This is a genomic window from Burkholderia sp. DN3021, from assembly GCF_049805555.1.
Lineage (GTDB): Bacteria > Pseudomonadota > Gammaproteobacteria > Burkholderiales > Burkholderiaceae > Burkholderia > Burkholderia pyrrocinia_C.
In genome coordinates, this window is sequence record NZ_JBNCAB010000071.1 from 1 (window position 1) to 18,630 (window position 18,630).

The 18,630-nt window shown below is 67.5% G+C and carries 13 protein-coding genes and 3 pseudogenes; 11 read left to right on the forward strand and 5 right to left on the reverse strand.

The features are described from left to right. Positions 1 to 149: 149 nt before the first annotated feature. From ACPUER_RS27345 to ACPUER_RS27360, 4 genes and pseudogenes are all read right to left on the reverse strand, one after another. Positions 150 to 470 (reverse strand): annotated as a pseudogene (locus tag ACPUER_RS27345) (GNAT family N-acetyltransferase); the annotation flags it as partial. A gap of 145 nt (positions 471 to 615) precedes the next feature. Continuing rightward, positions 616 to 989, reverse strand: a pseudogene (locus ACPUER_RS27350) (nuclear transport factor 2 family protein). A 102-nt stretch (positions 990 to 1,091) separates the two neighbouring features. Then, a complete protein-coding gene (locus tag ACPUER_RS27355; protein ID WP_425132616.1) occupies positions 1,092 to 1,688 on the reverse strand; it encodes a hypothetical protein in 597 nt (198 codons plus the stop codon). A gap of 367 nt (positions 1,689 to 2,055) precedes the next feature. Next, positions 2,056 to 3,060, reverse strand: coding sequence for an AraC family transcriptional regulator (locus ACPUER_RS27360; protein WP_425132617.1), 1,005 nt, complete (start codon positions 3,058 to 3,060; stop codon positions 2,056 to 2,058). A 143-nt stretch (positions 3,061 to 3,203) separates the two neighbouring features. Here ACPUER_RS27360 and ACPUER_RS27365 point away from each other — a divergent pair, with 143 nt between their 5' ends. The 3 genes from ACPUER_RS27365 to ACPUER_RS27375 are packed head-to-tail and all read left to right on the forward strand — an operon-like array spanning position 3,204 to position 6,861. Then, positions 3,204 to 4,871 carry an acyl-CoA synthetase gene (locus ACPUER_RS27365; protein WP_425132618.1) on the forward strand — a complete coding sequence of 556 codons (1,668 nt, stop codon included), beginning with the start codon at positions 3,204 to 3,206 and terminating at the stop codon, positions 4,869 to 4,871. Positions 4,872 to 4,884: 13 nt separating this feature from the next. Then, a complete protein-coding gene (locus ACPUER_RS27370) occupies positions 4,885 to 5,652 on the forward strand; it encodes a 3-hydroxyacyl-CoA dehydrogenase (protein WP_425132619.1) in 768 nt (255 codons plus the stop codon). A gap of 18 nt (positions 5,653 to 5,670) precedes the next feature. Next, on the forward strand, positions 5,671 to 6,861 hold the full coding sequence (locus ACPUER_RS27375; RefSeq protein ID WP_175963987.1) for an acetyl-CoA C-acetyltransferase: 1,191 nt from the start codon (positions 5,671 to 5,673) through the stop codon (positions 6,859 to 6,861). 109 nt (positions 6,862 to 6,970) lie between these two features. On the opposite strand, the gene ACPUER_RS27380 is transcribed toward ACPUER_RS27375, so the two are convergent. Beyond that, positions 6,971 to 7,663 carry a TetR/AcrR family transcriptional regulator gene (locus tag ACPUER_RS27380; protein WP_425132620.1) on the reverse strand — a complete coding sequence of 231 codons (693 nt, stop codon included), beginning with the start codon at positions 7,661 to 7,663 and terminating at the stop codon, positions 6,971 to 6,973. A 356-nt stretch (positions 7,664 to 8,019) separates the two neighbouring features. On the opposite strand from ACPUER_RS27380, the gene ACPUER_RS27385 reads away from it, so the two are divergent. From ACPUER_RS27385 to ACPUER_RS27420, 8 genes and pseudogenes are all read left to right on the forward strand, one after another. Then, positions 8,020 to 9,300 (forward strand): Zn-dependent hydrolase, encoded by a 1,281-nt coding sequence (locus tag ACPUER_RS27385; protein WP_425132621.1) that lies wholly within the window; start codon positions 8,020 to 8,022, stop codon positions 9,298 to 9,300. A 127-nt stretch (positions 9,301 to 9,427) separates the two neighbouring features. Then, positions 9,428 to 10,765, forward strand: a pseudogene (locus tag ACPUER_RS27390) (NAD(P)-dependent oxidoreductase). 69 nt (positions 10,766 to 10,834) lie between these two features. After that, the gene (preA, locus tag ACPUER_RS27395; RefSeq protein ID WP_175963991.1) at positions 10,835 to 12,142 is read left to right on the forward strand and encodes an NAD-dependent dihydropyrimidine dehydrogenase subunit PreA; all 1,308 of its coding nucleotides are present in this window, start codon (positions 10,835 to 10,837) and stop codon (positions 12,140 to 12,142) included. 101 nt (positions 12,143 to 12,243) lie between these two features. Beyond that, entirely contained in the window at positions 12,244 to 13,752 is a 1,509-nt protein-coding gene (locus ACPUER_RS27400; RefSeq protein WP_425132622.1) for an NCS1 family nucleobase:cation symporter-1, read from the forward strand. 48 nt (positions 13,753 to 13,800) lie between these two features. Then, positions 13,801 to 15,258, forward strand: a complete 1,458-nt coding sequence (hydA, locus tag ACPUER_RS27405) for a dihydropyrimidinase (protein WP_425132623.1) — start codon at positions 13,801 to 13,803, stop codon at positions 15,256 to 15,258. A gap of 172 nt (positions 15,259 to 15,430) precedes the next feature. Further along, positions 15,431 to 16,705 carry a NupC/NupG family nucleoside CNT transporter gene (locus ACPUER_RS27410; protein WP_347068284.1) on the forward strand — a complete coding sequence of 425 codons (1,275 nt, stop codon included), beginning with the start codon at positions 15,431 to 15,433 and terminating at the stop codon, positions 16,703 to 16,705. A 40-nt stretch (positions 16,706 to 16,745) separates the two neighbouring features. Beyond that, entirely contained in the window at positions 16,746 to 18,062 is a 1,317-nt protein-coding gene (gene deoA / locus ACPUER_RS27415) for a thymidine phosphorylase (protein ID WP_425132624.1), read from the forward strand. A gap of 130 nt (positions 18,063 to 18,192) precedes the next feature. Further along, positions 18,193 to 18,582 carry a cytidine deaminase gene (locus tag ACPUER_RS27420; RefSeq protein WP_425132625.1) on the forward strand — a complete coding sequence of 130 codons (390 nt, stop codon included), beginning with the start codon at positions 18,193 to 18,195 and terminating at the stop codon, positions 18,580 to 18,582. Positions 18,583 to 18,630 lie beyond the last annotated feature (48 nt).

Consider the following 18,630-nt stretch of genomic DNA (forward strand, 5'->3'; position numbering starts at 1 on the left):
TTGAATTCCTTGCTATGTCGCCGACGTCCCCCGGTCGGGCGAAGCTCGTCGTCAAGTGGCGTTGCCTTCGTCATCATGTACACCTGTCCATCAAAAATTCTAATGGACACGATGCTCCTTGCTTTCGATGGCCGCCTTCAAGATGACTTCGCCGGGGGCTTACGGATCTCCACCCACAGCGCACGCGCGACACCCCGGCCCATGTGATCGGGATGGATGAATAGCCATCCGGGCGTCGGTCGATCCGAATCCGATGACGCCCTGACCCAGAACCCGATGATCGCCTTTCCGGATTCCGCGACGTAGCCGATCGATGCTTCGATCGTCCCGGGCGAAATCGTGAGATCGCTTTGCCACAAGTCGAGCCATTCGTTCGGATAGCCCCAATGAGCCTTTGAAAGACGGGCTAATCTCGTGAGTTCGTCCGCATCTGCGGGACGGGCAGTACGTACGGTAAATGGATGGCGCATCGGTTTTTCCCAACGTTGGAATCCTTCGGCCAGCATCGTTGTTGGTGCCTGGTCCGGATCGCATCGGCTAACCTTCCGGCTTCCCCGCTTGCTCGCTCATCCGGATAGCGAGCGACACCGTTCAAAGGTACCCGCTCGGCCAGATCTACATAACCTGCGATGCATGCCCGGCGACGACGCGCCAGCCGGCGCCCGATCGACGCCACAGGCGCGTATAGGCAAACGTGCCGTCGAACGCAGCGCCGTCAAAACGGCCGGCAAGTGTCGCCTTTGTCGTGGTCACAGGATCATCTCGCCGATCTCGCATGCCCGCGTTTCGAGGAAATCGAGTCTGTCGAGGCGCAGCAGCTTCGCGCGATGCGTGGACAGATCGTCCTCCTTCGAGATGACCTGTCCGGTCGGGACGGTGAACACCAGATCGTCGTCCAGCAACGCATCGAGCGCTTCGACATCGTTGGCCAGCATCGCAGCCCGAAGCGCGGTTTCGTAGGGTTCGATGACTGTACGAATTGCATCCATATCGGGACCTCGCATCATCTTTGAAGGTTTGTAGTTTCGCTCATTGGTTGCGACCTGTTGCAGCACGCAACGCGTTCCGAACACAGCGGCGACGGAAAGAGCCTACCGCGCGTTCGACAGCGATTGACGCCGGACCAGCATGATCAGGCAGATGCCGATCGACGCGATGGTGTTGACGGCCGGATAGAACGCAACAGCGATACTCCACGTGCTCAGTGCCAGCAACGCCAGCGCGTACTTGAGCACGCACAGCGCGAAATAGGCGAGGCTCTCGCTCCATGGATCGCGGATCGTCTTGCGGACGGTCGGGCCGAGACCGGCAAGCTCGATCAGCGTGACCAGGCAGATCGAGACCGTCGGATCGTCGGTCAGCATCCAGAGCGGAATGGCCGAAAGGGCTGCGCACAGGAAAAACCAGTCGATGGCTGTCCAGCCGCGTTCGCCGCGAAAAATGCTGGCCACCAGCGTCAGGAAGCACGTGACGGCAATCGCCGCCGTGCACCACGAGGACGGCCCGGCCCCCGCAACGAACTGGCCGGCCGCCGCGATCGCCGTGACGACCGACCACACGAGCCATGTGAACAGATGCGGGCGAACGGTGCGCCGGTAGATCGCGAGCGCGTACGGAATCGCTGCCAGCAAAGACACGGCAGTTCCGATAACCCCAAAGATCGAAGCGGTACCCTGATCGACACTCACCCTCGACGCGACCTTGTTCGTACAGGCCGACCAGTATGTGGTCGGACGGGCCGCTGCGCAACGTCGCGCCGGGCAGCGCCGCGGGCAGTCGCGCGGTGCATTGCACCGGAATGCCGATGCCGGCGACCGATGCGGTCAAACGCAAACGAACCCAAACAAACGGCTCAGGTCACAGGGATCGTGAAGCAGCTGGAGCACCCACTGCATGACGGCCGAATGAATAGAAATAACCTTGCATCGGTACAGGAACGGCGGGGGTTTGCCGTTAGGCATCGGTCGTGGACAGCCGCCGGCGCTTCGCATTATCAGCGTCGTGTGAGGGAGGCTCTGCATCCACTACGTACGAACCGCCTCCTCGACACACGATTCAAGGTTCCGGATTCGCCGCATGCACGTCGCGCCGGAACGCGCCGGGGCTCGTGCCCGTCCATTTGCGGAACGCGCGATGAAATGCGCTCGGCTCGGTGAAGCCGAGCTCGGCCGCGATCTCCGCGACGCTGAGCGCGTGCCCGCGCAGCAGCGACTGGGCCAGCGCGCCGCGCAACTCGTCCTTGATCGCAGCGAAGCTCTGCCCTTCACTGCGCAAACGCCGCCGCAGCGTCGCGGGCGTCGTGCCGAGGCGCACCGCCAGCGAATCGAAGTCGGGCCACTCGGCAGCCGGCAGCGCCTTCAGGTGCGCACGCGTCTTCGCGACCCAGCCCGTGTCGTGCCGGTAGCGGACCAGCAGGTTGCCGGGCGTGCCGCGCAGGAAGGTCTTCAGCGCCTGCGCGGAGCGGATCGTCGGCAGCGCGAGATACGCGGCGTTGAATGCGAGCCGGCTGTCGGGGCGGTCGAAATGCACGGGCACGCCGAAGAACTGGTGATAGTCGCTGCGCTGGTCGGGGCTCGGGCACGCGAAATCGATGCGCTGCAGCGGGATGCGCCGGCCGGTCAGCCAGCACGCGACGCCGAGCAGGATCAGCCAGAACGTCCGGTACGCGAATGCCGGATATGGCGTGCCCGACTGCGTCAGCACGATCTGCGCCTGCCCGTCGGCCACGACGAGCTCGCCGTGCGGCTCGTCGAGCACCACGCGCAGGAACTGCAGCGCCCGCCGCAGCGCCTGGTCGAGCGTGCCGGCGTGCAGCACCGCGTGGCACAGCAGCTTGAAGCTGCCTTGCCGCATCGGGCGCGCGGCGAGCCCGAAGAATTCGTCGTCGATCGTACCGGCGATCGCGAGCCACAGGCGGCCGTACTGTTGCGGCGTGACGGGCTCGCGCACGATGGCCGGCAGGCCGGCGGCGCGCAACACCGGCTCGGTCGCGATGCGCTGCCGGCGCAGGCACGCGAGTGCGTCGTCGACGAAATCCGGCGAAATCATCTGCGGCCCCATTTTCCGCGTCCTCCCGACATGGCAAAAGCGATCACGATTCTAGATTCTGTTTGTCATTGATTGCAATGTGACGGCTGTCTACTATCGATATATCCCCGTCGCGCCGCTGGCTCGCCGGCGGTCATAACGTACAGGAGACACGCATGCCTGATGGAGCAACCGCCCGGGCGGTGCCGGCTTACGCCGACGCCGTGGCCCGGTTCAGTATCGAGACCGCCGCCGCGCATCTGCACGGCGATCTGGAGCGCGGCCTGAACGCATGTGTCGAATGCTGCGACCGGCACGCGTCGGCGGACGCGATCGCGCTCGACTGGATCGACGCTGGCGGGCAGCACCGCCGCTTCACGTTCGCGCAGATGCAGGCGCTGTCGGCACGCGTGGCGAACCTGCTGGTCGCGCAAGGCGTGAAGCCGGGCGACGTGGTGGCCGGCCTGTTGCCGCGCACGCCCGAGCTCGTCGCGACGATCCTCGGCACGTGGCGCGCGGGCGCCGTCTATCAGCCGCTGTTCACCGCATTCGGCCCGAAGGCGATCGAGCATCGTCTGCGGATGAGCGACGCGCGCCTGGTCGTGACCAACGTCGCGAATCGCGCCAAGCTCGACGAGATCGCCGATTGCCCGCCGGTTGCGACGGTGCGCGCGCCGGGCGAATCGCTGCCAGAACGCGACATCGATTTCCGCGTGGCGCTCGACACGCAGCCCGACACGTTCGAGCCGGTACTGCGCAAGGGCACGGACCTGTTCATGATGATGTCGACGTCGGGCACGACGGGCTTGCCGAAGGGCGTGCCGGTGCCGCTGCGCGCGCTGCTCGCGTTCGGCGCGTACATGCGCGACGCGGTCGACCTGCGCGAAGGCGACCGGTTCTGGAACATCGCCGATCCGGGCTGGGCGTATGGCCTTTATTACGCGATCACAGGCCCGCTGTTGCTCGGCCACGCGACGACGCTCTACGAAGGCAGCTTCACGGTCGACAGCACGTACGACGTGATCGAACGGCTCGGCATCACGAGCCTCGCCGGCTCGCCGACCGCGTACCGGATGCTGATGGCGGCCGGTACGGAAGCAGCGGCGCGCGTGAAGGGCAAGCTGCGCGTGGTCAGCAGCGCGGGCGAGCCGCTGAATCCGGAAGTCGTGCGCTGGTTTGACGCGGCGCTCGGCGCGCCGATCTACGATCACTACGGCCAGACCGAACTCGGGATGGTCGTGAACAATCATCACGGCCTCGCGCACGTCGTGCACGCCGGCTCGGCCGGCTTGGCGATGCCCGGCTATCGCGTCGCGGTGCTCGACGAAGCGAGCCGCGAGCTCGGCCCTGGCGAGCCGGGCAACCTTGCGATCGACATCGTGCGCTCGCCGCTGCTGTGGTTCCACGGCTACTGGCAGCAGGACACGCCGGCGATCGCGGGCGGCTACTACCGGACCGGCGACAACGTCGAACTCGAGCCGGACGGCACCGTGAGCTTCATCGGCCGCGCGGACGACGTGATCACGTCGTCCGGCTACCGGATCGGCCCGTTCGACGTGGAAAGCGCGCTGATCGAGCATCCTGCCGTCAGCGAAGCCGCCGTGATCGGCGTGCCGGATCCGGAGCGCACGGAGATCGTCAAGGCGTTCGTCGTGCTGTCGAAGGGCTTCGACGGCACGACGGCGCTGGCCGAGGAACTGAGCCAGCACGTGAAGCGGAGGCTGTCCGCCCACGCCTATCCTCGCGCGATCGACTTCGTCGACGCGCTGCCGAAAACCCCGAGCGGCAAGATCCAGCGCTTCGTGTTGCGCAAGATGGAAGCCGAGAAGGCCGCTCAACCCTGAATACGGATTGCTAATGAATATCAAGGATCGCGTTTTTCTGATTACGGGCGCCGGTTCGGGCCTCGGCGCCGCGGTGGCGCGCATGGTCGTCGCGCAAGGTGGCAAGGCCGTATTGCTGGACGTCAATGACGATGCCGGTACGAGCCTCGCGCACGAACTCGGCGCGGCCGTGCGCTTCGTGAAGACCGACGTGACGAGCGAAACCGACGGGCAGGCGGCCGTGGCCGCCGCGCGCGATGCGTTCGGCCGCATCGACGCGCTCGTCAACTGCGCGGGCGTCGCGCCGGGCGAGAAGGTCGTCGGCCGCGACGGTCCGCACTCGCTGGACCGTTTCGCGCGCGCGGTGTCGATCAATCTCGTCGGCACGTTCAACATGATCCGGCTGGCCGCCGAAGCGATGTCGAAGCAGGATGCCGACGCGGAAGGCGAGCGCGGCGTGATCGTCAACACCGCGTCGGTCGCGGCGTTCGACGGGCAGATCGGGCAGGCCGCGTATGCGGCGTCGAAGAGCGGCGTGGTGGGCATGACGCTGCCGATCGCGCGCGAACTTGCGCGGTTCGGCATTCGTGTCGTGACGATCGCGCCCGGCATCTTCGCGACGCCGATGATGGCCGGCATGCCGCAGGACGTGCAGGATGCGCTCGGCAAGAGCGTGCCGTTCCCGCCGCGGCTCGGCCGCCCGGAAGAATTTGCGGCGCTGGTGCGCCACATCGCCGAGAACACGATGCTGAACGGCGAAGTCATCCGTCTCGATGGCGCGTTGCGCATGGCACCGCGCTGACACTGGAGGAAGCGAATCATGACGACTCAGGATCCGATCGTAATCGTTGGTATGGCGCGTACGCCGATGGGTGGCTTCCAGGGTGACCTGGCCGCGGCCAGCGCGAGCGAGCTCGGCGCGGTAGCGATTCGCGCGGCGCTCGAGCGTGCGAACGTGCCGGCCGAACGCATCGATGAAATCGTGTTCGGCTGCGTGCTGCCGGCCGGGCAGGGCCAGGCGCCGGCGCGGCAGGCCGCGCTGAAGGCCGGGCTGCCGCTCGGGGCGGGCGCGACCACGGTCAACAAGATGTGCGGCTCGGGGATGAAGGCCGCGATGTTCGCGCACGACCTGCTGCTGGCAGGTTCGGCGGGCGTGGCCGTCGCGGGCGGGATGGAAAGCATGACGAATGCGCCGTACCTGCTGCCGAAAGCGCGCGCGGGGATGCGGATGGGCCACGGCCAGGTGCTCGACCACATGTTCCTCGACGGGCTCGAGGACGCGTATGAAAAAGGCCGCCTGATGGGCACGTTCGCCGAGGATTGCGCGCAGGCGTACCAGTTCACGCGCGAAGCGCAGGATGCGTTTGCGATCGCGTCGCTGACGCGCGCGCAACGCGCGATCGCCGAAGGGCATTTCGTGTCGGAGATCGCGCCGGTGACCGTGAAGGCCGGCAAGACCGAAGCGGTCGTGTCGATCGACGAGCAGCCGGGCAAGGCGAAGCTCGACAAGATCCCGACGCTGAAGCCGGCATTCCGCGAAGGTGGCACGGTGACGGCGGCGAACGCGTCGTCGATTTCGGACGGTGCCGCGGCTCTGGTGATGATGCGCCGCTCGGAAGCGGAACGCCTGGGCCTCACGCCGAAGGCCGTGATCGTCGGGCATTCGACTTACGCGGACAAGCCGGGCCTGTTCGCGACCGCGCCGGTCGGCGCGCTGCGCAAGCTGTCGGAGAAAACCGGCTGGAACCTGCGCGACGTCGATCTGTTCGAGATCAACGAAGCGTTCGCGGTGGTGCCGATGGCCGCGATGCGCGATCTCGACCTGCCGCACGAGAAGGTCAACGTGCACGGCGGCGCGTGCGCGCTCGGGCATCCGATCGGCGCATCGGGCGCGCGCGTGATGGTGACGCTGCTGGCAGCGCTCGAAACGTATGGCTTGAAGCGCGGCGTCGCATCGCTGTGCATCGGCGGCGGCGAGGCGACGGCCATCGCGATCGAGCGCATCGCGTAACGTGTAACGCATAGCACGCACGCTGCGACGCGGGCGACGGGTATCGCGCAGGAAACGCCTGCGTGGTGCTCGTCGCCCGTTTTTGATTCGGCGGCTCGCCGCGGTTGCGCTATGGCTTCGCGTTCGGCGACACCGCGCCGCATGCGCGTATCACGAGCTGGACGACCTGCTCGGTCTTCTCGTCGAACGCCTTTCGCGTGAACGCGCGCTTGCCGCTCAGCGCGCGGATCTGCGCATCGAAATCCGCATAGTGCTGCGTGGTCGCCCAGATCAGGTACATCAGCGCATGCGCGTCGATCGGCGCGAGCAGCCCGCGCGCGATCCAGCCGTCGATGACCTTCACGCGCGTGTCGAACCACGGCTTCACGCGTTGCGACAGGATGTCCTGCATGTGCCCCGCGCCATGGATGATCTCGTTGGCCCAGACCTTCGAGCCGAGCGGGCGCCGCCGCGACAGATCCATCTTCGCGCGCACGTAGCCGCCGATCGCCTTCACCGGATCGTCGCCGGCCTCGAACGAGCCGGCCGCGCGATGCCAGTCCTCGAACAGGTCGTCGAGCACGCGGCGGTACAGCGCGAGCTTCGTCGGGAAGTAGTAATGCACGTTTGCCTTCGGCAGGCCGGCGCGTTCCGCGATCATCGCGGTGCTCGCGCCGTCGAGCCCGCGCTCCGCGAACACGGCTTCCGCACAGGCAAGCAGATGCGCTTCGTTGGACTCGCGGATGTGCGCCTTGCGTCGCCGCAAAGGCGCGGACGCTTCGTCGCTGTCGGTCGCTTCGGCTGCCGCCTCGTCATGTCTCATCGTTACCCTCGCGCGGCGGGCATGCCGCGTTGGGCTTCATTCTAGCCGCTGATTTGCGTCGAACGCACGCGTGCGGACGCTGCGCATCCGCAGCGATGCTGCGTTGCGATGGCACGTTTCTCGCTCTATTGAACCACGAAAGAAAGACATTGCTTTGGTCATTTTGATCGTCTAAAACCTGTCCAATCGGACAGGATTCGGCGAGCGGCGCAACGCGGTTCCGACGATTCGTCGGACGAACTTCGCGCACGACCGGGACATGCACCGCGCATGGGCGCGTATGCCCCGAAACAGGCATTGCACGCACCGGCACAGACCGGGCTGACGACATCACCGACCCCACAGGAGCGATGCGAATGAACGCGGTATCGGAAACAGTGAAGCGGCCGGTCTTCGACCCGTCGATCAAGGTCGACGGCAAGCGGTTGTGGGACAGCCTGATGGAAGTCGCGAAGATCGGCGCGACGCCGAAAGGCGGCGTGTGCCGCCTCGCGCTGACCGATCTCGACAAGGCCGGCCGCGACCTGATCGTCGGCTGGGCGAAGGCCGCCGGCTGCACGGTGACGGTCGATACGATGGGCAACGTGTTCATGCGCCGCGCGGGCCGTGTGGCGGACGCGGCGCCGGTCGTCACGGGCTCGCACGCCGATTCGCAGCCGACGGGCGGCCGCTTCGACGGCATCTACGGCGTGCTCGGCGGCCTCGAGGTGATTCGCAGTCTCAACGATCACGGCGTCGAGACCGAGCATCCGGTCGAGGTCGTGATCTGGACCAACGAGGAGGGCTCGCGCTTCGCGCCCGCGATGGTCGCGTCCGGTGTGTTCGCGGGCGTGTTCCCGCTCGAATACGGGCTGTCGCGCAAGGACGTCGACGGCAAGACGATCGGCGAGGAGCTGGCGCGCATCGGCTACGCGGGCGACGTGCCGTGCGGCGGACGCAAGCTGCACGCGGCGTTCGAACTGCATATCGAGCAGGGGCCGATTCTCGAGGCGGAGTGCAAGACGATCGGTGTCGTGACCGATGCGCAGGGGCAGCGCTGGTACGAGATCACGTTCACCGGCCAGGAAGCGCATGCGGGGCCGACGCCGATGCCGCGCCGCCGCGATGCACTGCTCGGCGCGTCGCGCGTGGTCGATCTCGTCAACCGGATCGGCCTCGATCATGCGCCGTTCGGCTGCGCGACGGTCGGCATGATGCAGGTCCACCCGAACTCGCGCAACGTGATTCCCGGCCATGTGTTCTTCACCGTCGATTTCCGTCATCCGGACGACGCCGTGCTCGCGAAGATGGACGCTGCGCTGCGCGACGGCGTCGCGCGCATTGCGGCCGGCATCGGGCTCGAAACGGAACTCGAGCAGATTTTCTACTACAAGCCCGTCGCGTTCGATGCGGCGTGCGTGGCGGCCGTGCGTGACGCGGCCGATCGCTTCGGCTACTCGCACCGCGACATCGTGTCGGGCGCGGGGCACGACGCATGTTATCTGGCGCAGGTCGCGCCGACGTCGATGGTGTTCGTGCCGTGCGTCGACGGCATCAGCCACAACGAGATCGAGGACGCGACGCCCGCGTGGATCGAGGCCGGCGCGAACGTGCTGCTGCACGCGATGCTGTCGCGCGCATGCGAGCCGGCTTCATGACGAATCGACCGTAGCAGCCGGCAGGCTGCGCATCGCCTGACCGCAGGATTCCTCAGCATGACCGCCCCGACTGTGCATTTGCAGCCGGCGGGGACGGCTTTGTCTCCACCCAGTCGAAGGAACGCGTATGACCACCAAGCCAACCGGCGATATCGCCGCGCATCGCCTGTCGTCCACGCAACTCTCGTGCGAATTCGCCGATATCGCACCGCTGCTCGATCCGACTGCCGCGGGGGGCGCCGCGCGCCGCGGCCACTACTGCTAAGACGCGCCGTGCGTGCACGCGTGCCCGACGCAGATCGATATCCCGAGCTTCATCCGCAAGATCGGCAACGGCAACCTGAAAGGCGCCGCGACCGACATCCTGTCCGCGAATCCGCTCGGCGGCATGTGCGCGCGCGTGTGCCCGACCGAGATCCTGTGCGAAGGCGCATGCGTGCGCAACCATCAGGATGCGCAGCCGGTCGCGATCGGCGCGCTGCAGCGGCATGCGACCGACTGGGCGATGGCAACCGGTGCGGTGCGTTTTACGCGTGCGCCCGATACGGGTCGCCATGTCGCGGTGGTCGGCGCGGGGCCGGCCGGGCTCGCGTGCGCGCACCGGCTCGCGCTCGCCGGGCACCGCGTGACGCTGTTCGATGCGCGCCCGAAGGCTGGTGGCCTCGACGAATACGGGATCGCCGCGTACAAGACGGTCGACGATTTCGCGCAGCGTGAAGTCGAATGGCTGCTGTCGGTCGGCGGCATCGCGCTGAAAACGGGTGTTGCGCTCGGACGCGACATGACGCTCGACACGCTGCGCGAGCAGCACGACGCAGTGTTTCTCGCGATGGGCCTCGGCGGCGTGCGCGCGCTCGCGATCGACGGTGAGCAACTGACCGGCGTGATGAACGCGGTCGACTTCATCGAGCAGGTGCGGCAGGCCGACGGGCTGGAGAACGTGCCGGTCGGGCGGCGCGTGGTCGTGATCGGCGGCGGCAATACGGCCATCGATGCGGCCGTGCAGAGCCGCAAGCTCGGCGCCGAGCGCGTGACGATGGTTTACCGGCGCGGTGTGGATGCGATGAGCGCGACGTGGGCCGAACGCGAGTTCGCGCAGAAGAGCGGCGTCACGCTCGTCACGCACGCGAAGCCGGTGCGCATCGCGGGCGCAAACGGGCAGGTGACGGGCGTCGAGTTCGACGCGGCATCGGGCGAGCGCTTCACCGTCGAAGCGGACATGGTGCTGAAGGCGATCGGCCAGACGCTGGTGCCCGACGGCATCGCGGCCGCGTTGCTGACGGCGGACGGCACGCGTATCGCGGTGGACGCGGACGGGCGCACGGCACTGCCCGACGTGTGGGCCGGCGGCGATTGCGCGGCGACGGACGGCATCGACCTCACGGTGCAGGCCGTGCAGGACGGCAAGCGCGCGGCCGCGTCGATCGACGCGGCGCTCGCGCTGCGCGACGCGAAGGCCGCATAAGCGCCGCGCACGCATCCACCGCGCACGCATCCACTCCACGACAACGACCCCACTTTCACGGAGCCGAACATGGCCGACCTTCGCTGCACCATCGCGGGCATCACTTCGCCGAATCCCTTCTGGCTCGCGTCCGCGCCGCCGACCGACAAGGCCTACAACGTCAACCGCGCATTCGAGGCGGGCTGGGGCGGCGTCGTGTGGAAGACGCTCGGGCTCGATCCGCACGTCGTCAACGTCAGTTCGCGCTACGGCGCCGTGCAGTGGAACGGCCAGCGCATCGCGGGGCTGAACAACATCGAGCTGATCACCGACCGTCCGCTCGACGTGAACCTGAGAGAGATCGCGCAGGTCAAGCGCGACTGGCCGGACCGCGCGCTGATCGTGTCGCTGATGGTGCCGTGCAACGAGCGCGACTGGAAATGGATCCTGCCGCTCGTCGAGGATACGGGCGCCGACGCGGTCGAGCTGAACTTCGGCTGCCCGCACGGGATGAGCGAGCGCGGGATGGGCGCGGCCGTCGGGCAGGTGCCCGAATATGTCGAGATGGTCACGCGCTGGGTCAAGGAGGGCACGAAGCTGCCGTGCCTCGTGAAGCTCACGCCGAACATCAGCGACATCCGGATGGGGTCGCGCGCCGCGTACAAGGGCGGTGCGGACGGCGTGTCGCTGATCAACACGATCAACTCGATCGTCGCGGTCGATCTCGACCACATGGCGCCGATGCCGACCGTCGACGGCAAGGGCACGCACGGCGGCTATTGCGGCCCGGCGGTCAAGCCGATCGCGCTGAACATGGTCGCCGAGATCGCACGCGATCCGGAAACGCCGAACCTGCCGATCTCGGGCATCGGCGGCATCTCGACGTGGCGCGATGCGGCCGAATTCATCGTGCTCGGCGCCGGCAGCGTGCAGGTGTGCACCGCGGCGATGCATTACGGCTTCCGGATCGTGTCGGATCTCGCCGACGGGCTGTCGAACTGGATGGACGAGAAGGGCTACGCGACGCTCGACGACGTGCGCGGCCGCGCGGTGCCGAACGTGACCGACTGGAAATACCTGAACCTGAAGTACGACATCAAGGCGCGCATCGACCAGGACCGCTGCATCCAGTGCGGGCTGTGCCATATCGCGTGCGAGGACACGTCGCACCAGGCGATCACGCGCGAGAAGGACGGCGCTCGGCACTTCGAAGTGATCGATTCGGAGTGCGTCGGGTGCAATCTTTGCATGCACGTGTGTCCGGTCGAGCAATGCATCACGATGGAGCGCGTCGACTCGGGCGAGTACGCGAACTGGACCACGCATCCGAACAATCCGGCGCGCACCGATGCGGGGGCGAGCCCGGCGGCGCCCGAGAAGCACGCGAAGGCGGCTTGACCTGCGTCCGGCGGTGCGCGAGATCCGGCGCCGCCGTTTTTTCGTTTCCGTGAGCCGGCATCGCATGATGCCGGCGCTGACGTTTACGTGGAGTGCGATCGATGAAACCCGCAGCGAACCCCGCCGATCCCGACAGCGCCGCGGCGCAGGGCGGCAGCCTGTACAACGACGACCTCGCGCCGACGACGCCGGCGCAGCGCACGTGGAAGTGGTATCACTTCGCGGCGCTATGGGTCGGAATGGTGATGAACATCGCGTCGTACATGCTCGCGGCCGGGCTGATCCAGGAAGGCATGTCGCCGTGGCAGGCGGTGATGACCGTGCTGCTCGGCAACCTGATCGTGCTCGTGCCGATGCTGCTGATCGGCCATGCGGGCGCGAAGCACGGGATTCCGTACGCGGTGCTCGTGCGCGCGTCGTTCGGCACGCAGGGCGCGAAGCTGCCGGCGCTCTTGCGCGCGATCGTCGCGTGCGGCTGGTACGGCATCCAGACCTGGCTCGGCGGCAGCGCGATCTACACGCTGCTGAACATCCTGACCGGCAACGCACTGCACGGCGCGGCGCTGCCGGTCGTCGGCATCTCGTTCGGGCAGCTCGCGTGCTTCCTCGTGTTCTGGGCGCTGCAGATCTACTTCATCCTGCATGGCACCGATTCGATCCGCTGGCTCGAGAGCTGGTCCGCGCCGATCAAGGTCGTGATGTGCGTGGCGCTCGTGTGGTGGGCGACGTCGAAGGCGGGCGGCTTCGGTTCGATGCTGTCGGCGCCGTCGCAGTTCGCGGCGGGCGGCAAGAAGGCCGGGCTGTTCTGGGCGACCTTCTGGCCGGGCCTGACCGCGATGGTCGGCTTCTGGGCGACGCTCGCGCTGAACATTCCCGATTTCACGCGCTTCGCGCATTCGCAGCGCGACCAGATGATCGGACAGTCGATCGGGCTGCCGCTGCCGATGGCGCTGCTGTCGGTGGTGTCGGTCGTCGTGACGTCGGCGACCGTCGTGATCTACGGCAACGCGATCTGGGACCCGATCGACCTGACGAGCCGGATGACGGGCATCGGCGTGGGCATCGCGCTCGTGATCCTCACGCTCGACACGATGTGCTGCAACCTCGCCGCGAATCTGGTCGGCCCCGCGTACGACTTCTCGAGCCTGTGGCCGAAGGCCATCTCGTACCGCGCGGGCGGGATGATCACCGCGACGATCGCGATCGTGATGATGCCGTGGAAGATCCTCGCGGCGACGGACGGTTATATCTTCACCTGGCTCGTCGGTTATTCGGCGCTGCTCGGGCCCGTCGCGGGCATCATGATGGTCGACTACTTCCTGATTCGCGGCACGCAGCTCGACACGCGCGCGCTGTTCGACGAGCGCGGCGGCTTCAGCTACGCGCGCGGCTGGAATCCGGCCGCGCTGGCCGCGCTCGCGGTCGGCGTGCTGCCGAACCTGCCGGGTTTCCTGCACACCGCATTTCCGGCGTCGTTTCCGAACGTGCCGGCGTTCTTCAACACGCTTTATACGTACGCGTGGTTCGTCGGCCTCGTGCTGGCGTCGGGCGTGTACGGCACCTGGATGAAGTGGCGCGCCGGACAGCGCGCGCAGATCGCGAGCGCATGACGCGCGGCACCGCATGCGGAACCCGACAGTCAACGAGGAGGCAACCAAATGGCAATCCTGATTCGCGGCGGCACCGTGGTCGATGCGGACCGCTCCTATCGCGCGGACGTGCTCTGCGCGGACCCGCAGGACGGCGGCACGATCCTGCAGATCGCCGAGCAGATCGCCGCGCCGGCCGGCGCGAGCGTCGTCGACGCGCACGACCAGTACGTGATGCCGGGCGGCATCGATCCGCATACGCACATGGAACTGCCGTTCATGGGCACGACCGCGAGCGACGATTTCTACACGGGCACGGCCGCCGGGCTGTCGGGCGGCACGACGAGCATCATCGACTTCGTGATCCCGAGCCCGAAGCAGCCGCTGATGGACGCGTTCCTCGAATGGCGCGGCTGGGCCGAGAAGGCGGCGGCCGACTACGGCTTCCACGTGGCGGTGACGTGGTGGGACGAGAGCGTGCACCGCGACATGGGCACGCTCGTGCGCGAGCACGGCGTGTCGAGCTTCAAGCACTTCATGGCGTACAAGAACGCGATCATGGCCGACGACGAGATTCTCGTGAACAGCTTCTCGCGTTCGCTCGAACTCGGCGCGCTGCCGACCGTGCACGCGGAGAACGGCGAGCTCGTGTTCCGGCTGCAGCAGGCGCTGCTCGCGCGCGGGATGACGGGGCCGGAGGCGCATCCGCTGTCGCGTCCGCCGGAGGTCGAAGGCGAGGCCGCGAACCGCGCGATCCGCATCGCGCAGGTGCTCGGCGTGCCCGTGTATATCGTGCATGTGTCGTCGAAGGATGCGGTCGACGCGATCACGCGCGCGCGCAGCGAAGGGCTGCGCGTGTTCGGCGAAGTGCTGCCGGGTCACCTGGTGATCGACGAGGCCGTTTATCGCGACCCGGACTGGACGCGTGCGGCCGCGCACGTGATGAGCCCGCCGTTCCGCTCGGCCGAGCATCGCGAAGCGCTGTGGCGCGGGCTGCAGTCGGGGCAGCTGCATACGACGGCGACCGATCACTGCGTGTTCTGCGCGTCGCAGAAGGCAATGGGCCGCGACGATTTCACGAGGATTCCGAACGGCTGCGGCGGCGTCGAGGATCGCATGTCGGTGCTGTGGCATCACGGCGTGAATCACGGCCGCATCACGCCGAACGAGTTCGTGCGGATCACGTCGACGAACGCCGCGCAGATCTTCAACCTGTATCCGCGCAAGGGCGCCGTGCAGGTGGGCGCCGATGCCGACCTCGTCGTGTGGGATCCGGCCGCGACGAAGACGATCTCGGTGAAGACCCACCACCAGCAGGTCGACTTCAATGTGTTCGAGGGGATGACGGTGCAGGGCGTCGCGACGCACACGCTCACGCGCGGCGCGCTCGCGTGGGCCGACGGCGACCTGCGCGCGGTGCGTGGCGCGGGCCGCTATCTGAAACGCCCGCCTGCGGCCGGCTACTACGAGGCCGCACGCATTGCGAACCGGCTGCGCGAACCGCATCCGGTCGAGCGCGCGGGCTGAACGGTGCGGGTCGCGGGGGGGGGGGGGGGCGCCCCCGGGGCGTGTCCGTTCGCACGGCACGCCCCGCATGCATTTGAGCGTGCCGACCGGGTAATATTCACCGACAGCGTTGCACGAACGTTCCCGGCCGCGTGCGGGACAGATCAATAACATTGAGAGAAAGGAGCACAAGGTGGATATTCTGCGCAGTCTCCTGGGTATGCTGTTCCTGCTGCTGGTTGCGTATCTGCTGTCGAACAACCGGCGCGCGGTGAGCGGCCGGACCATGATCGCCGCGCTGCTCACGCAGCTCGCGATCGGTGCGCTGGTGCTGTTCGTGCCGTCCGGCCGCGCGGCACTGGCAGCGGCCGCGAACGGCGTCAATCGCGTGCTCGACATGGGCAATCACGGCATCGCGTTCGTGTTCGGCGGACTGGTGGACAGCCGGATGTTCCAGTTGTTCGGCGACGGCGGGTTCGTGTTCGGCCTGCGCGTGCTGCCGATGATCATCTTCGTCACCGCGCTGATCGCGGTGCTGTACTACGTCGGCGTGATGAAGTGGCTCGTCGCGATCCTCGGTGCGGGGCTGGCGAAAGTGCTCGGCGTGAGCCGTATCGAGGCGTGCTCGGCCGTCGCGACGATCTTCCTCGGGCAAAGCGAGATGCCCGCGCTCGTGAAGCCGTTCGTGCGGAACATGACGAGCGCCGAGATCTTCACGGTGATGGCGAGCGGCATGGCGTCGGTCGCGGGCTCGGTGCTGGTCGGCTACGCCGGCCTCGGCGTGAAGATGGAGTATCTGCTCGCCGCGTCGTTCATGGCGGTGCCGGGCGGGCTGCTGTTCGGCAAGCTGCTGTTTCCGACCGTCGAGCCGAGCCGCGTCGTGGTCGACGGTCTCGATTTCGACGACAAGCGGGCCGCCAACGTGATCGAGGCGGCGGCGTCCGGCGCGTCGGTCGGCCTGCGAATCGCGATCAACGTCGGCGCGATGCTGATCGCGTTCGTGGGGCTCATCGCGCTGATGAACCTCATCGTCGGCGGCGTGGCCGCGTTCGCGGGCTTTCCGCAGGTCACGCTGCTGGGCATCCTCGGCCACCTGTTCGCGCCGCTTGCGTGGATCATCGGCGTGCCGTGGCACGACGCGGCGCTGGCCGGCAATTTCATCGGCGAGAAGCTGATCTTCAACGAGTTCGTCGCGTACGGCGACCTGTCGCCGTACCTGAAGGGCAGCGAGCACGTCGCGGCGGCCGGCCTGCAAGTGCTCGACCCGAAGACGCTCGCGATCGTGTCGTTCGCGCTGTGCGGCTTCGCGAACTTCTCGTCGATCGCCATTCTCGCGGGCGGCTTCAGCGCGGTCGCGCCGGAGCGTCGGTCGGAAGTCGCACGGCACGGCTTGCGTGCGCTGACGGCCGCGACACTGTCGAACCTGATGAGCGCCGCGATTGCCGGCCTGTTCTTCTCCCTGCATTGAACCGCGCAGCGGCCACTGACCGATCGAGGAGATTGCAACGATGTTTCTACCGCAGGAATTCATTCGCAAGAAGCGCGACCGGCAGCCGCTCGATCGCGACGAGATCGCCGCGTTCGTGCGCGGCGTGACCGACGGCAGCGTGACCGAGGGCCAGGTGGCGGCATTCGCGATGGCCGTGTATTTCAACGACCTGAGCGTCGACGAGCGTGTCGCGCTGACGATTGCGCAGCGCGACTCGGGCGACGTGCTCGACTGGCGCGCGCTCGATCTCGGCGGACCCGTGATCGACAAGCATTCGACCGGTGGCGTCGGCGACGTCGTGTCGCTGATGCTCGGGCCGATGGTGGCCGCGTGCGGCGGATACGTGCCGATGATCTCGGGGCGCGGGCTCGGCCACACCGGCGGAACGCTCGACAAGCTCAGCGCGATCCCCGGCTACGACGTGACGCCCGATACGGATGCGTTTCGCCGCACGGTGCGCGACGTCGGCGTCGCGATCATCGGGCAGACCGCTCGGCTGGCACCGGCCGACAAGCGCATCTATGCGATTCGCGATGTGACGGCGACCGTCGAGTCGGTCGCGATGATCACCGCGTCGATCCTGTCGAAGAAGCTCGCGGCAGGACTCGACGGGCTCGTGATGGACGTCAAGGTCGGCTCGGGTGCGTTCATGCCGACGGTCGAGCAATCGGCGGAACTGGCCCGCAGCATCGTCGACGTCGGCAACGGCGCCGGCATGAAGACGACCGCGATCCTCACCGACATGAACCAGTCGCTCGCACCGTGTGCGGGCAATGCGCTCGAAGTGGCGTGCGCGATCGACTACCTGACGGGCAAGTCGCGTCCGGCCCGGCTGCATGAAGTGACGATGGCGCTCTCGGCACAGTTGCTCGTCACCGGCGGGCTGGCACAGGATGCCGCGCAGGCGCGCGCGATGCTGCAGCGGGCGCTCGACTCGGGCGCGGCGGCGGAACGCTTCGCGAGAATGGTCGTGGCGCTCGGCGGCCCCGCGGACCTGATCGATGCGCCCGGGCGACATCTCGCGCGGGCGGCGGTGATCGTGCCGGTTCCGGCGCGCGCGAGCGGCGTCGTGCAGCGGGTCGATTGCCGCGCGCTCGGGCTGGCGGTCGTTGCGCTCGGCGGTGGCCGCACGCGCGCGGCGGATGCGATCGACACCCGTGTCGGCCTGTCCGCGCTCGCGGAGATCGGGCAGCGCGTCGAGGCCGGCCAACCGCTCGGTTGCGTGCACGCCGGCGACGCCGCCGCGGCGGCGCGCGCGGTGGACGCGGTCCAGCGCAGCTATGTGCTGGGCGAGACGGGCGATGCGCCGCCGACCATTTACGAGCGGATCGGCTGACCGGTCGCCGGTGCCGGCACGGAGGGAGCGTGCGGGCATCGGCGGCCGCTTCACATCACGGGATGTATCGTGCGCGCCGGGATGCGGCTGCGTCGATGCATCCCGGCACACCACCGGAGGCATCATCGAGATGGAACGAGACGAATTGCTCGAACGGGCAAAGGCGGCGCGCGAACGCGCGTATGCGCCGTATTCGCGCTTCAAGGTCGGCGCGGCGCTGCAGGCGCGCGACGGGACGATTTTTCACGGCTGCAACGTCGAGAACGCGTCCTATGGACTGTGCAATTGCGCGGAGCGCACGGCGATGTTTTCGGCCATCGCCGCCGGCTATCGTCCGGGGGACTTCGCGCGGCTCGCGGTCGTCGGCGACACGGACGGCCCGATCGCGCCATGCGGCGCGTGCCGTCAGGTGATCATCGAGATCGGCATGCCCGACATCGAAGTGATCCTGGGCAACCTGAAAGGCGATGTCGAGGTCACGACGGCACACGCGTTGCTGCCGGGCGCGTTCCGGTTGTAGCGGAGCGCGCCGCGGCGAGCATGCGCCGTCGTGCGGCGCGCCGCACGT